At 34.4% G+C, this 15,441-nt stretch carries 17 protein-coding genes; 14 read left to right on the top strand and 3 right to left on the bottom strand.

Annotation, left to right across the window (positions count from 1 at the left end; translation table 11 throughout):
• Positions 1–70: 70 nt before the first annotated feature.
• On the bottom strand, positions 71–622 hold the full coding sequence (locus B3C16_RS09545; protein ID WP_291131178.1) for an MltR family transcriptional regulator: 552 nt from the start codon (positions 620–622) through the stop codon (positions 71–73).
• Positions 623–672: 50 nt separating this feature from the next.
• Between B3C16_RS09545 and B3C16_RS09540 the strand changes: the two genes are divergently transcribed.
• Genes B3C16_RS09540 through B3C16_RS09525 form a run of 4 tightly spaced genes read left to right on the top strand, consistent with a single transcriptional unit; the run spans position 673 to position 4,270 of the window.
• Positions 673–1,056 carry a hypothetical protein gene (locus B3C16_RS09540; RefSeq protein ID WP_291131176.1) on the top strand — a complete coding sequence of 128 codons (384 nt, stop codon included), beginning with the start codon at positions 673–675 and terminating at the stop codon, positions 1,054–1,056.
• Positions 1,057–1,105: 49 nt separating this feature from the next.
• Positions 1,106–2,110 (top strand): kinase, encoded by a 1,005-nt coding sequence (locus B3C16_RS09535; protein ID WP_291131174.1) that lies wholly within the window; start codon positions 1,106–1,108, stop codon positions 2,108–2,110.
• Positions 2,111–3,067, top strand: a complete 957-nt coding sequence (locus B3C16_RS09530; RefSeq protein ID WP_291131172.1) for a restriction endonuclease — start codon at positions 2,111–2,113, stop codon at positions 3,065–3,067.
• A 30-nt stretch (positions 3,068–3,097) separates the two neighbouring features.
• A complete protein-coding gene (locus tag B3C16_RS09525) occupies positions 3,098–4,270 on the top strand; it encodes a hypothetical protein (RefSeq protein WP_291131170.1) in 1,173 nt (390 codons plus the stop codon).
• Here the strand turns inward: B3C16_RS09525 and B3C16_RS09520 are convergent.
• A complete protein-coding gene (locus tag B3C16_RS09520) occupies positions 4,267–5,328 on the bottom strand; it encodes an HNH endonuclease domain-containing protein (protein WP_291131168.1) in 1,062 nt (353 codons plus the stop codon). The genes B3C16_RS09525 and B3C16_RS09520 overlap by 4 nt on opposite strands.
• Positions 5,329–5,624: 296 nt before the next feature.
• Between B3C16_RS09520 and B3C16_RS09515 the strand changes: the two genes are divergently transcribed.
• From B3C16_RS09515 to B3C16_RS09505, 3 genes are all read left to right on the top strand, one after another.
• Positions 5,625–6,350 (top strand): DUF6088 family protein, encoded by a 726-nt coding sequence (locus B3C16_RS09515; protein WP_291131166.1) that lies wholly within the window; start codon positions 5,625–5,627, stop codon positions 6,348–6,350.
• Positions 6,347–7,336: a nucleotidyl transferase AbiEii/AbiGii toxin family protein gene (locus tag B3C16_RS09510; RefSeq protein ID WP_291131164.1), complete on the top strand. Its 990-nt coding sequence runs from the start codon at positions 6,347–6,349 to the stop codon at positions 7,334–7,336. Before B3C16_RS09515 ends, B3C16_RS09510 begins: the two co-directional genes overlap by 4 nt.
• Before the next feature lie 625 nt (positions 7,337–7,961).
• Positions 7,962–8,807 carry an RteC domain-containing protein gene (locus tag B3C16_RS09505; protein WP_291131162.1) on the top strand — a complete coding sequence of 282 codons (846 nt, stop codon included), beginning with the start codon at positions 7,962–7,964 and terminating at the stop codon, positions 8,805–8,807.
• Positions 8,808–8,908: 101 nt separating this feature from the next.
• Here B3C16_RS09505 and B3C16_RS09500 read toward each other — a convergent pair whose 3' ends face one another.
• Complete coding sequence (locus B3C16_RS09500) at positions 8,909–9,625, bottom strand: hypothetical protein (protein WP_291131160.1); 717 nt, start codon at positions 9,623–9,625, stop codon at positions 8,909–8,911.
• Between the two features lie 373 nt (positions 9,626–9,998).
• Here B3C16_RS09500 and B3C16_RS09495 point away from each other — a divergent pair, with 373 nt between their 5' ends.
• The 7 genes from B3C16_RS09495 to B3C16_RS09465 form a co-directional block, all read left to right on the top strand.
• Complete coding sequence (locus B3C16_RS09495; RefSeq protein WP_291131159.1) at positions 9,999–11,720, top strand: AraC family transcriptional regulator; 1,722 nt, start codon at positions 9,999–10,001, stop codon at positions 11,718–11,720.
• Between the two features lie 256 nt (positions 11,721–11,976).
• Positions 11,977–12,270, top strand: coding sequence for a helix-turn-helix domain-containing protein (locus B3C16_RS09490; RefSeq protein ID WP_291131157.1), 294 nt, complete (start codon positions 11,977–11,979; stop codon positions 12,268–12,270).
• Positions 12,271–12,431: 161 nt separating this feature from the next.
• Positions 12,432–13,268 carry a transcriptional regulator gene (locus B3C16_RS09485; protein ID WP_291131155.1) on the top strand — a complete coding sequence of 279 codons (837 nt, stop codon included), beginning with the start codon at positions 12,432–12,434 and terminating at the stop codon, positions 13,266–13,268.
• Positions 13,201–13,863 (top strand): ATPase, encoded by a 663-nt coding sequence (locus B3C16_RS09480; protein ID WP_291131153.1) that lies wholly within the window; start codon positions 13,201–13,203, stop codon positions 13,861–13,863. Before B3C16_RS09485 ends, B3C16_RS09480 begins: the two co-directional genes overlap by 68 nt.
• A 15-nt stretch (positions 13,864–13,878) precedes the next feature.
• The gene (locus tag B3C16_RS09475) at positions 13,879–14,526 is read left to right on the top strand and encodes a hypothetical protein (protein WP_291131151.1); all 648 of its coding nucleotides are present in this window, start codon (positions 13,879–13,881) and stop codon (positions 14,524–14,526) included.
• Between the two features lie 94 nt (positions 14,527–14,620).
• Complete coding sequence (locus tag B3C16_RS09470) at positions 14,621–15,001, top strand: hypothetical protein (RefSeq protein WP_291131149.1); 381 nt, start codon at positions 14,621–14,623, stop codon at positions 14,999–15,001.
• A 194-nt stretch (positions 15,002–15,195) separates the two neighbouring features.
• Positions 15,196–15,441, top strand: a 246-nt coding sequence (locus B3C16_RS09465) for a heavy-metal-associated domain-containing protein (RefSeq protein WP_414655264.1), incomplete at its 3' end; no start/stop codon positions are given.

Raw genomic sequence — 15,441 nt, 5'->3', positions numbered from 1 at the left:
ATTTGATAACGCGGGTAAATTTAAACAAAAAATTATTAAAATTCCGATGTTTTATACTCTATGTAGACCCTTATGTAAAGTTATTTAAAAGAGTGCGTTTTTGGTTTCTTGCTGTACCCACGCATCCGTTTAGATGGCTGATAAGTTGATGCACGCCAACTTGAAATAAATCACGGCTTGTAGCATCTTTAGGAGGAAATGGTGTTAACGAAATCTTGTGCCATTTTAAATCACGACACCACGACTGCATAGGCTCATCAGTAAAACGTATTACCATTTCATGGGCAAACTTGTTCCTGATTTTCCTTACCAGTGTTAAGTCATCCCTAATGGTTTTGTCAATCAATCCCAGGCAATAGCACATACTAATTTTATTGCTAAAATTACCAAGAGGTCCATTATAATCCAGTAATCTCAAAACCTCTTTATCATCTTCAGGGAAAAATGCAAGAAGTATGTGGTCAAGTATCATTTCAAGATAGGTAGCACCTACTATGGCAATACTTCTCTCATTCGGCTCACTATAATCAAAAAGCGATGAAAATTCCAATAATGCTTTGTGAAGATCAAAGTAGCGCTCCACAGCATTACCCGTCAATATATAGTTCTCATCAGAAGTCATAACTTGTATAAATTTTTAGGTACATTTATAGGGTCAAAATATACAAAATTATGAACGAATTAGGAAAACTATTAGAAACAAGATTAAAAATACCGGTCGATAGCGGCATCGATTTCGGAACCTTTGCAGAAGTAATATACAACAATCGAAATATAGGTACCGTTCAACTGGTTCATACACCGGGTAATTTAATTATAGATACCAGTCCTTCCTCAACTAACAAACTTAAATGGGACTACATCTATGATAGTAATCGCGGAGAAATTAATGCATTAGTTGCTGCCATTTTTTCAGTTGCTGTTGAAAATATTTCGATAACGCTGGGCGATTTCAAAAGGTTGTATGTAAAAGATTTAAATGGCCATTTAATCGGAAGTGTTAGCTGTAATTATGAAGAGGGTCAGTGGCACGTAATTCAGGAAAATGCGAAATGAATTTACTGAAACTGTGAAAACAAGTCGTTATTTTTAATTCATTTAAACTATGGATAACATTTTATACTACCCTTATATCAACCTCCCACGCACCGATTGGACATTGAGAACGCTCCTGTATTACGATACAATTGGTTCAATTGTACCTCAAGAGTATTTCTATAATCCCGATAGAAATTACGACCCGTTCATGCTTGATTTGGTTCAGAATGAATTGGTTATTCCTGTAAATCCTCTGGAGGTTATTAACCCTGTAGAATTTTCAAAGGCATTCTTATCCTACCTTAAACAACATAAAAATAGTTTCATAAGAAACAATTCCAATAATGATGACCGTCAAAGTTCAAGACCAACACAACGCTTTTTCCCTTCTAAATTACATGCTGATAAATTTGACGGTGAGATATTTTATGCTTTGCAGGATTTAGGATTAGCCGAGAGGTTAAGTCCTGACGATAGTTGGTATTTGGTAGAAAGCAAAACCGCTAACCTATTAATGAAACTATTAGCCATGACGATTAGTAAAGAATTAGAGATGCTGCCTACAACAGATGTGGTGAATGTAATAGGACTTATGACATCAAAAATGAATCAAAACCGAAAAAGAGGAACTATTCTAAAAGAATTAATCCCTTTTCCTGAAAATATAGATTTAGCCAAAGTCAGGGCTTTTAAAGATAAACATCCTGACCTACTCAAAGCCTTTAAGAATAAAGTAGAACTAATCACATTGAATCCACAATACATAGAAGGTACCGAATTATTTACGGAGACTTTGAAAGAACTAAAATTTCGAAAAGATGAACTTTCTGCAAAAATGAATGAAGGCCAAATGGGAAATATATTTTTCGGAACAGTTTGTGGGCTATTAAGTTCAGGCATTTCTATGGCAACTGTCGAAAATAAATTCTTAGCCATTGCAGCAGCAACTCCTGGCTTTTTAAATGGCATTCATGCAGCATCAAAAGTCGAAAAACCCGAAAATATTTTTGATCAAAGCGGGATGAAATATTTGGCTCTAGTAGATAAAAGACTTACCCTAAGAAGTGTTTAGATGAATAACGGAAAACAGTTCGAAAAAACAATTGCTCTAATTCAGGAAACTTTTAAGGATTCTGAATATACAGAAGTATTTAGAAACTATAGCATTCCTAATTCAAGTGGCAAAAATCGTGAAATTGATGTTTTAATTGCATCTAAAATCAATGGCTTTGAAATGAATATTGCAATTGAATGTAAAGATTACAAAGGCAAAATTCCTGTTGAGAAATTGGAAGCATTTCACGGTAAATGTGAAAGAATAAAATCTATAAATAAAAAAATATTCATCAGTGCCAATGGTTTTCAAACAGATGCAATTAATGCAGCCAACACATTTGGAATTGAATTAATGACGGCTGAATCGCTAACTAGGGATTTTCTACTGCAGCTGTTACCGGTGAGGCAAATAAAACCCATTTTTACTTATAAATTCAACTCACTAATGCTAACATTTGACGCTGATGAAGAAACGCTAAAAAAAGTACACAAAGATTGTCCAAATACAATTTACTCCGTTGATGATAGTAATACAAAAAGCATAAAGCAAATCTTAGCAGAGGTCGTCAATAATAACCGAATGGAAATTTTTAATGTGGCACTTTTAAATTGGATGACAATTAAGAATTACAAGTCAGAAGATTTTCCGGTGAATTTCACTTTAACTTTCACTAATAGTTACGTTAAGACATCCGAAGGGCAAAATATCGATTTATTAGAATTAAACTGCAACACTATGATTAATTTTCAATTTGTCACTCCTGAAAATATAACTGGTAGAACACTAAAAGACAACAAGGGTAATATAAAAGCCAATGCTATTAATATAAAAATGAGTGATGAGGTACAGAGCGATATAATTATGAAAGATGATGAAGTACATTTCTATTCAACTGAGGGAAATAAAACAATAAAGCTTCAAACACTTTTAACTTATGATAGTAATACAGGTAAATTTAAAAAAGGCGATTAATTCAATCCTTATTGGCTAAATTGCTGCATGATGACACAATCAGAAAAATATGTTGCTAATCTTTGTGAAAAATCTTTTCTTCCATTTTGGAGTTTTGCAAATCCACTCGGAAAAAAAGGAAAGGAATTATGTGATGTTCTTATAGTCTGTGGACCCACAATTATTATAATATCAGTAAAAGATATTTCACTTACCAAGCACAACGACAAATCTATTGTTTATGACAGATGGGTGAACCAGGCGGTTCATGAATCTGTTAAACAAATTTATGGAGCAGAGCGATACCTGCTAGATGTTGATGAGGTCATTTTAAAAGGCAAAAAAACAACTATAAAGTTGCCAAAAAAAGAAAATCGCATAATTCACAGAATTGCCATTGCTTTTGGAAGTGATGATGATTTTCCATTACCGACAGGCAATTTCGGAAAAGGTTATGTCAGCGTATTTGATGAGAAAACAACTTTTACACTACTTGATGAACTGGATACTATCACTGACTTTACAGAGTATTTACTAGCAAAAGAAAATTTTGAAAAGAACAAAACAATACTCATTCCAACCGAAACAGATTTTTTAGCGTTCTATCTCGATGGCGGATTAAAGATGGAGATTCCTGATGATGCTATAATTTCAGGGAGAGATTTATGGAAAGATTATATTGCCAGTAAGGAATATGCTGAATGGAGAGAGGATATTGCAGTTAGTTATGTGTGGGATTTTATGATTAGACACTTACATACACATCATATCAATGAGGAAACAGCAAATGAACGAAGAGAGGAACTAGAAGAAGCAATTCGCACTATTAATCTAGAACCTCGAATCAATCGAATTGAATTGGGCGAAATGTTGAATAGCGCTATTAAGGATAAAGTGAAGGCACGTATGTTAAGGCCATTGGAAGGAAGTAAACATGCCTATGTATTTATGCCGCTGACCGACAAGAATTGGGAAGAAAAAGAAGGAGAATTAGAATTGAGATGTATTGTGGCACGATTTGAAAACCCTACCGCCGAAAAAATCATTGGAATTTCAATGGGTAGTAATTCAAAAGGCGATAGTTGTTTTGATATATGTACTCTCGATATTCCGGAAATGGACGATGATTTTATAAATCAGGCAAAAAAAATAAAAGAAGAATTAGGATATTTTACCAATCCCAGAATTTCAGATAGCAAGTTGCTCCGAAAAAAAAATAACTAAGGTAAGTACACAAACCCATTATTATGAGCAATTGTAACCAACGGCTGTATACCTTCCTTAAACCTAGTATAATCAAAACAATTCTGACTATTTAATTCCGGATAAATAATCAAGTACTCTTCAAGCAATTTATTTTTAGGGCTATAATGGTGTATAATTTCAAAAGCAGTTTTTTGTAAAGCATAAAACCCATCAAAATGGGTTTCCATATTGGGCAGCTTATCACTTTTAGTAGAGTTAAAACTAATATCAATCGGTACCAAGTTCCAAATCAAATCATGTGATACAAAAGCGTGGGGTATAAAATGGTCCAATGCATAATGGTCAATGGTCAAAGCGGTATTGGTAAAAATACAATCTACAGTTCCTAGTTCTTTAAATACGATGTCCCAGTAATTCTTCCGTTGGTTAGTTAGCGAACCTCTAAAAGGCGGTCGTATTAACTTATTAGCGATATCCGGCACATTCGGGTTGCGGGTCTGCAAAAACAAAGTCAGGTTCCAATAAATAAAATCCTTTAGTATTTTGGCATTTGCTTTTAGGTAACCAACCCACTTAGGATTTATAATAATGTAATCATCATACAAGGCATACAAACAATCATTTTCAAAAACTTGCGAAGAAGCATATATTCGCTTCCGGTAAGCAACATCATTCTCACCCGCCACTTTACTAAACCACGGAGATAAAAACCAATGCGGTACATTTTTGTTAAAATGATAAAGGGCTTGTTGTGTAACTTTTAGATCGGAGTTTTCTAATATGGGTAACAGTAGTCCTTTCTTTATATCAATAGTCAACCGTTCCTGTTCCAAAATAGAGTGTACAGCTTGTTGTATCAAATCCTGTTTCCCAAACGACACATGAAAATAATTCACAGTATACCACGCATTGCCAATCATTCTCGCAAATAAATGCCGTTTTGGTATAGTCAGCAGCCCTTCCTCTACCAATTCCAAAATAGCCAACAGCCAATAAAACTTATACGTCGCCGAGGTATTGCCAAACGAAGCCGCTAGTTTAGATACAGGAAGTGCATTACTATGTGGGAGATTCATGAAATTACAAATTGTGGTAGGGCTAAGATAGGAAAAGTAAAGTATAGTTGTTGTAACAATAAAAACTGATAGCACGGTTCAGTAGAACCGTGCTATCGCGCGTGCACTTTATTACTTTAATAAAGTGCTGTAAAGTTAGGCTGCCTTTTTCGAGAAAGTCAAGTTAACATAGTCAATATAGTTACACTAACAAACTGTAAAACAAATATAATTTAAATATTTTGTCAAGTATATTGCTTCATTTACTTGACAGATTAAAAAAATAATAGTATCTTTGTATCTCTAAAGAATAGAGCATGACGATTTCCAAAAAAATAGAAGATAAGGTTAAGAAACTGCCAATAGGCACCACATTCACCTATCAAACGCTTTCTGTTAAATCGGATGAGTATGCTGCTACTGCAAAAACATTAGAGCGTTTAATAAAAAAAGGAGTGCTAAAGCGTGTTTCAACTGGGGTGTTTTATAAACCAAAGCAAACAGTTTTTGGCGAATTAAAGCCTCGGGAAGAAGAACTTTTAAAAAATTACCTATTCGAAAATGATAAAAGAATAGCATACATAACCGGAGTAAGTTTATACAACCGACTTGGTTTAACCACACAAATACCTAAAGTCATTAAAATTGCCAGTCGTGACAAACGAATTTTTGCCTCAATCGGAAGTCTAAAAGGCAAACCGGTAAAAAGTTACATAGATGTTTCCGATAAGAATTACTATGTATTAGAAATTTTAGATGCGCTGAAAGATTTTAAACAAATCCCCGATATGGATAAAAGATCAGGGCTGTTACTTTTGGCAAATGAAATAAAAAAATGGGATGAAAAAGATAAAAAATTACTGCTAAAGTATGCCTTGAAATACCCTCCAAGGACTCGAGCAATTTTAGGGGCAATAGTGGAAGTTTTTATGAATAATGAAGAAATAAAACCATTAAAAGAAAGTCTTAATCCACTTTCACAATATGAATACAAAATTACAGAGGATATTTTACCCAATGCTAAAAACTGGAACATAGTATGACACTACACGAAAATAAAGAACTATACAACGATGCGATACTGGCAACAGCACAGCAAAAAGGAATTAAGGAAATTTATGTTGAAAAAGATTATTGGGTAACACTGGCGCTAAACCGCATCTTTACTTCAGATATAGGAAAGGAAGCAGTCTTTAAAGGAGGAACAGCATTGTCAAAATGCTACAACATAATTGAACGCTTTTCAGAAGACATTGATATGGTTATTCTCAGAAATGAGGAAGAAACAGGCAATCAGTTAAAAGCCAAAATCAAGAAAATTTCAAATGTAGTAGCAGAGATATTGCCCGAGATTGAGATTGAAGGTATTACAAACAAAATGGGAATGATTCGAAAAACAGCACACAACTATAACAAAACATTTGAGGGTGATTTTGGGCAGGTTCGTGATATCATTATTGTAGAGTCAACCTGGTTAGGAAGTTTTGAGCCATATACTAATGCAATGGTGACATCTTTTGTAGCCGAAATGATGAAAGCCAATAATCAGGAAGCATTAATTGAGCAATATGGTCTGCAGCCGTTTGAAGTTCTGGTGCTCAGTCTGGAACGTACACTCTGCGAGAAAATCATGAGCCTGATGCGGTTTTCATTTACAGAAGATCCCATTACCGATTTGAATAATAAAATCCGTCATGTCTATGACATTTATAAACTATTGGATAACAAGGAAGTCAATGCTTTTTTTCATTCTCCCGAATTTGACAAGCTATTACTAATTGTCGCCAATGATGATGTAATAAGTTTTAAGAATAACAATGGATGGCTTGATAATCACCCGGCCACTGCCATGATTTATGCTGATATCGAAAACACATGGAATCAGATGCGAAATACTTATAATACTACTTTCAAAGATTTAGTTTATGGCGACTTGCCGACCGAAGAGCAAATTTTGACAAGCTTAAAAACAGTGCATGATCGAATCGAAACAGTAAATTGGAAGATCAATAGAGAAGCTACTTCGTAATAGACTTGTCAGACAACTGACCCATTGTTCTTTTGAATCGTTCCACTTCCCTCAAAACATGTTCATCAGCTAATCGGTCAGCTTCCAAAAACCGTTTATGGTCAAGTTTTATTTCCCTAAAGAATAAATAAACAAATAGGATAAATAGAGAAATCACAAAAAATATCGGCGCCATAATCAGTATATGCTTTTAGAACGGCCTTAGACCCGAGCCTGCAAGGCGAACTGATGAAATAATCTGGAAGCGAGTGTCAAATATTCGAAGAATTCGACCCGAGCAAAGCGAACTGGCGAAGCAAAAATGAAAAGCTGTTTGAGGCACAGCCGAGTTCTTTTCATTTAGACCCGAGGCGAAGCCGAACGGTGCGAAGCAAATTCAAGAATTAATTTGACCGCTGAAGATTCATAGCCTTGACTTTTTGTTTCTTTTGGGTCAAGCCAAAAGAAAGGGAATGATTTAAAAATTACTTTGCAATTCGGAAATTGCACTATTCGATTCGGGAATCCAACACCACACCATTTGCACCCAACACCACACTCCAATAGATTTGCCCTACACGAGGTGCATCGTTGCCTAACGATGACCGAACTGAACGAAGTTAATCCAACCATCAACTAACGGCAAATGAAATTGTTTTCTGAATCCTTACTATCTGAATTAGAGAGTCATTTAAAAGTAATCCATTCCGAAACGGAAGAACCAATTCAATACGCAGAGCAGGCAATAAAGATGCTGATTGCAATACTAGAAAAACTCAAAACAACATTCTTAAATCACCACTTCGAAAACAAATCAGAAGAAATTTATTTTTTCCGAAATATAAAACCGTTGTTCGCGGCTAAGCTGATTTACTACAACGACATCTACAATATAGAAATAAATAAACCTTTTGGTTCCAAAAAAGCTATCCGCAAGTTCTACAATGCCGAGTTGACAAAACTGGAAACCTATTTTACCGAAAATTTAGATTTTTACAAATACTACCGAACCGGGAACCGGAACCTCGACAATAAATATTTCATTCGTGGCAAACACGATCTCCGGCATACATTGGATAGCTTTTACTTTCAGGCAGACCATCGGTTCTCTACTTCACACGATTATAAAGTAGCACGAATTCAGGCAAACGATACCATAAAAATCTATTTAGAAACTGAGATTTCAAAATTAGAAAATAAAGAAGACCCAAATACAGTTCTGTTACCTAATCGAAAAACACAAAAATGGACAGGTTCAAAAGTAGCGTTAATCGAACTGATTTATGCACTTCACACCGAAGGCGTTTTCAATCACGGAGCATCAGAACTAAAAGAAGTAACAACATTTTTCGAAGATGCCTTTGAGGTCGATTTGGGGCAATTCAATCGCACCTTCCTTGAAATCCGTGCTCGAAAATCCGAAAGAACTAAATTCCTAAATACACTAAAAGAAAAACTAATCCTCCGTATGGATGATGCTGATGAAAATTAATAAGGGCTGCCAAACTTCGACAGCCCCAATTGTGTCATTGCGAATAGCCTGCAAGGCTATGTGGCAATCTCATCTTTATTCTTTGCTCTTTCCTCTATTTTCTAATTAGATGTTATACCACCAACTAAACCTTCAGTTACGCTTTTAGCCATTCCATTCTCTGCTCCATCGGCCGCAGCAACTATATTAACTACTAAAATTGTCCAGTCGGGGTCAGTATTCTTTTTGGGCTTTTTACGTGCCATATAAGCTGAGTGCCTTGCCATTGAAGTTGTAATTAGTATAACTCTTTTATCATTTGTTGTAAATACCGGATTGGCAATTACGGCATCCTCATATTTTATTACAAAATCACTTAGCACATCACCATTAAATTCAGTTGGAAAAAGTACGACAAGAGAATTAATAAAGTCGGCAAGACTTAATTTGGCAGCAGCGGTCATCGAACTGTTCGAAATTACATCAGCAACGCAGGTGTTTTTATGTTCTAATAAATACTGAACGCGTTGTTCAGATACTGGTTGATAATTGGTGTCTTTCAAAGCTGTAAAGGCACTATTTGAATTTGCGACAGATTCAACCTTATTGATAATACCATTAATATCACTTGGAAGGTTTTCACTGGCATAATAAGTTTCAAATAGTGTATCATGAAGCTGTCCAACAGCATCATAGGGATTATCACTATTCAGTGGCCATAGCTCATTAATTGCTCTATTGGCAATGGTGTTAGTGTCAACTTCCTGCTGTGTATTCGAATCATCGGTACAGGAAGTAAAAAATGTCAAAATAAGTAAGCATGAATATATTTTTTTCATGGTTGTTAAAGTGTTAAATGTTACTGATTACTTTTTTTCATCAGTTCATTTCGCCCGGGGTAATTTGAACAGTGTTTTGGTTTCGCTCATAACAAAACCGTTTGAATTCAAGGCAAAACTAATGGGGGTTTTGACGCCTCACAAGTCAACTTCTGTTCTATTCGGGAATCTAAAATGTGTCATTCCCGAATCGACCACTCCGTTTTTTTGAATCAATTAACAACCTTTCAGGCACTTACAGACTAGTCAGTATATTCCCAATATTTTACCTTTTGGAATACTGTTTTTAATATTAATTTTTTACATTTATTCGCAATTTGTCACTTATCGTAATTTGGTTTGCGAGAATCTTATTTACTTATAATCCCTAAAAATGAGTCAAAAGAAATTGGTATTGATACTAACATTGTTAGTGCATTTTGCAAATGCCCAAGTAGAAAACAGTAGAGCAAACAACCTTCTCAGACAAATTAGTAGTGGAGCTCTCCTGAACACAAGCGATACTTTAAAATCTATTGCTACAGCCAAAGACTTGTTGGTAAAAATAAAATCCGAAAAAAATTACCGGGAGATGGCATTGACTTATAAGGCCTTAATGTACCTATCAGATAAGAAAACCCATTTGCTGTACTCAGACAGTATTCTTACTGCAGCTAATCATACAAAAGATGATATACTTATTGCTTCTGCATACATGACAAGAGCAACTGTATATTATGGACAAAAGGATAATAAAAATGCCTTAGACAATTTTTTATTGGCTGACGAATATATTTCTAAAACAGATGATAGCTATTCCATTTATAAAATAAAGTTTGGTATTGCACAAACCAAGTATTACTTAGGATTCTATGATGAAGCAATAAGTTTATTTCGGGAATGTATTGACTATTTTAAGGAAGAAAATGACCGCGCTTATCTTAACTCCATTCATGGATTAGGAGTGTGCTACAACAAAGTTGGTAAGTATGACTTAAGTTCAGCTACAAATCAATTAGGAATTAATGAAGGACGAAAGCTGGAAAACCTTGATATGGAATCCTACTTTATACATTCCGAAGGAATTAATCAATACTTCAAGAATAATTATAGCAAGGCAATCAAAGATTTGAATAGCACTATACCAAGTATGCAAAGTAAGAAAGACTTTGCCAATGAGACAGTCGCATATTTTTATTTAGGTAAGTGCTTTTGGTCTCTTAAGGAACAAGAAAAGGCAATAGAATATTTTAAAAAAGTCGATAAAGCATTTGAGCAGCAAAAATACATTCGTCCTGATTTACGAGAAAGCTACGAATTATTAATAGATTACTATAAAAACCACAGAGACACTAAGTCCCAATTATATTACATCAATCAGTTATTGAAAGTTGATCATATTCTTGGCCATAACTACAAATACCTATTAAGAAAAATAGTCAAAGAATACGATACAAAAGAACTACTTAAATCAAAACAGGAAATCGAAAATGCAATGACATTCAGAACCGTCGTTGGTTTTAGTATTATTACACTGATGGCACTTGTTATAGTCTATTTAGTATACAGACATTTCAAAAATAAAAGGCTTTTTGAAGAAGTAATGAAACGCGATACTACCCAACCAAAAACTCTTAATAACAACATAGAGTATTTAGTATCGGAAGTCTCTACAAAGCAAGAAATGATCAATCCTCAAATTCAGGAAACCAATAATAAACAAACTAGTCAAGAAATAAGCCCGGATATTGAAGTAGGCATTTTAAAAAAATTAGATAAACTAGAGGCTAGCAAAAAGTACTTAGAAAAAGACATGACACTCGTAAAAATGGCATCTCTATTAAATACCAATACAAAATATGTGACTAAGGTTATTGCAAAACACAGAGGAAAAGGCACCATAGAGTACATCACCGATTTAAAAATAGATTACATAATTGATATTCTAAAAAAAGAAAGCAAATACCGAAACTACACTAACAAAGCATTAGGAGAAGAAGCCGGTTTTGGTTCTACCCAAAACTTCACTCGGGCATTCAAAGTTCGAACAGGAATTACACCAACGTACTTTATTTACAAATTGAAAAAGTCAATAACAGCGGCCAATTCGCAATAAATTTTATTTTTTTCTTTCACAACTTGTGATTGACTTGTGAAATAAAAATTGCCAATTCATACAATTTTGCATTACCGGTTAATATTCAAAATTGCCTTAAAGAAATTGAGGCTTTTTTTATTTATTCAATAAAGAAAAATCAAGCATAGCATAGCTACGTTTTATTTTTATTTTGAAGAAGAAAGGAAAAAAGGCCAATTTACTAAGGTTATTTTGGGTGTTAATCGGTAAAATATAACAATGTAAAACATAAATTATGGCAGTTGAAATTCTAACAAAAGAAGACCTCAATGATTTCCGTACATTACTTTTAAATGACATTAGAGAAATTCTCCAAGGCAAAACCGAACAGACTAAACAATGGTTAAAATCAAAAGAGGTACGCAAACTACTCAATATCTCTCCGGGAACATTACAAACCTTGCGCATAAATAAAACACTGTCTTACACCAAGATTGGCGGTATTATATATTATGCTCAAAAGGATATCGAAAAACTACTCGATGAAAATAAAGTAAGTGCCGAGCGCACACTCTTTAACTCAAAGTAATTCAAATCATGAATTACATAAAACACCTTACCGGTTTTTTTGATAAAGTAGCCAATGATAGAATGTTGAATCCGACACATGTAAGTCTATACATGTCATTGTTTCAATTCTGGAACTACAACCGGTTTAAAAATCCGATAAGTATTTCCCGTGATGAAATAATGCGAATTAGTAAGATTAGTTCAAAAGCCACCTATCACAAATGCCTAAAAGCATTGCACGCACAGGGCTATATTAAATACGAACCATCATACAATCCATTTAAAGGGAGTCATGTTTTTTTATTCAATTTTTCAGATGATCTAAAGCCCTTACCAAAAAACACCAGTTCAAATTTTAAACCTATTGATGAACAAGTTGCAGACAAGTTGCAGACCGGTAGTGAAACAAGTCCTGAACTAGTTGGTGAACAAGTCGTAGTACCTTATATAAACAATACAAACAATACAAACGATGTAAACAATTCAAACAGTTTAAACTTGGGCGAGCTCGAAAAAAAAATTGAAGAAGAGCAATTCGTTTTTAAAGATGGAAATTCAAAAGAAGAAAAAAGTTCCGCAAAAAAAGAAGAAATGTTTTCAACATTCGCCGACCCCGCTAAAAATATTAACGGGAGGCAAAAAGAAATGCCGGAAAATGTAGTGGATGAAAAAGCAAAATTTTCTTCTCCGGCATTCGCCGACTACAATGCGGAGCACACTGAAAACCGTCGGCAAAAAAGTTCCGAGCAAAAAGAAAAGGTAGAACCACCAACCATTGATGAAGTACTCGAATACTTTCGTCAACAGCAATTCCCTGCACTCGAAGCTAACAAGTTTTTTAATTATTTCAAAAGTATTGGCTGGCTTGTCGGCGGCAAGACACCAATGGCCGACTGGCAGGCCGCCGCCAGTAACTGGATGTTAAACGCTCCAAAATTCATTCTTTCAAATGAACGAACAGACAGAACACAACAACTCGACACTTCAGCAGGAAAAGACTATTCCGAGCCACTATGATTATGTTGAGGTCACAAGTTGGATAGAACGCAAAGGCCAGGAATTATATGGTAATCATTTCAAAATTATGGAAACCGATTATCCTGTAGTTTATAGACTAATTGCTTATTTCTTAAAGGACGAACAAACATGCTTCCGCTACAATTTAGATTTGAATAAAGGAATCATACTTTCTGGTCCAGTCGGCTGTGGTAAGACATCGTTGCTAAATATCATGAAATACTTAACACCTGTACCACACAAGTTTTCAGTGAAGCCTTGCCGCGATATCAGCTTCGAGTTCATTAAGGATGGTTATGAAGTAATCCACCGTTATGCTAATGGTAAGCTTTATATATCTGAACCAAAAATTTACTGCTTCGATGACCTAGGGGTAGAAAATAATCTAAAATACTACGGGAATGAATGCAATGTAATGGCTGAAGTCTTTTTAAGCCGCTACGACATATTTATCGCAAAAAGAATCCCAACACACATTACAACAAACCTTTCGGCCTCCGAAATCGAACAGCATTACGGTATTAGGGTTAGAAGTCGTCTTCGCGAGATGATGAACCTGATTGCCTACGACAAAAACACAAAAGACAAACGCTAATTAAATATTAAAGCAATGAAAAACAAGACAACCCACTTTTGGACATGGTTCCTCAAACACAAGAACAAACTAAAGAACCTTATGAGTTTAAATCATAAAGAACAAAAGCATTATATGTTTTGGCTGAATTGGCATCTACAATTCTATTTCCCTGGACTCGAATATATAATTGTATTTCCCAAAGTGAAGAAAAAAAAGACACAGTTAATTATATCCGCAAAAGGAAAACAGGAACTTTTCAATATGGTTATTGAATTAGAAAAAACCGCACCCAGGTTATGGGATTGGAAATTTACCGCACTCGTCCAGCCACGTCAGGATATCGATGATATAGAAGCGGGAATAGATGAACCATACATTTTTAATGACATAACTCTAAAAACAAGTGAGCTCAAATTCATCCCGTTTGAATATGACGGGGAGAAAAAAATAGATATGATCGTTTACCTAAAGAATTTTACCATCTATTCACACAATAAAAATTTGCCCGTTCTTATAAATATTATGTTGCAGGATTTACTCGGCGAAAAATCAATGGCTGAAAATATCAGTTTTGTCCAGCTGGCACAAATGCCGGAACAGGAAAATGACGAATTGATTTACTTATATGACTTACAATTATACCTTGACGATATAAATAAGCAAAGTACAAATCAACAATAGGTTTTTGAATAATTGTTAAAAGACTATATAGCTTTAACAAATTTTTAATTTAAGTTTGATTAAATTTGATTATATTTGTGTGATAATTTTTCGAATGAGAAGATACCACTTTATATTTTTAGTTTTATTAGGCATATTTCTTATGCCTAATGATGCTATTGCTTGTGGTAGTGGTAGCGAAAAGCACTCTTGTAAAAAAGAAGCATCTTCAAACAAAACAGAAAAAAAGAGTTGTTGTAGTAAAGACGATAATTCTAAAAGCAATGATGATAAAGGTTGCGGTGGAAAATGTGGGCATTCACAATGTGGTTGTTCTTCAACCTGTCCAACAACACCAGTAAATCTATTCACTGATATTACTTTTCAAAACAACACATTTAATTTTTCTTCAATCGAGAAAGTTAAATTTTCTTACTCCTCTCCATCAATTTCTGATGGCTTTTATTCTATTTGGCTAATACCTAAAATAAGCTAAATTCCTTTTTTGACAGCCATAAGTGTGTCAAATTCATAGCGTTTTGCTATCCAATTTACAACAGTTTTAGAATACCTTTTGCTACACCATTATTTGGGTTACAATACCTTTTCTTTCACTACTGTTATTTATTCAAATTTATTTTATCAATCAATCAAGGTAAACCACTTTGATTACTTAAACATTATTTAAAAATGAAAAGTTCATTTATAAAAATAATGGTAGCAACTGTAATGTTGCTATCAACTTCTATCAACGCACAAATAAAAAATGCAAAAACTGAAACAGTTAAAGTCTATGGAAACTGTGGAATGTGCAAAACTACCATCGAAAAAACAGGAAGTATTAAAAAAATTGCCAAAGTAGATTGGAACCAAGAAACCCAAATGGCAACATTAACTTATGATACAAGTGTAACAAATCAAGATGAAATACTAAAA

The sequence above is a fragment of the Flavobacterium sp. UBA7682 genome, assembly GCF_002482945.1.
In the GTDB taxonomy this organism is placed as follows: Bacteria; Bacteroidota; Bacteroidia; order Flavobacteriales; family Flavobacteriaceae; genus Flavobacterium.
The sequence above is the reverse complement of the archived record's forward strand: the minus strand, read 5'-3'. Positions and strand labels throughout refer to the sequence as shown.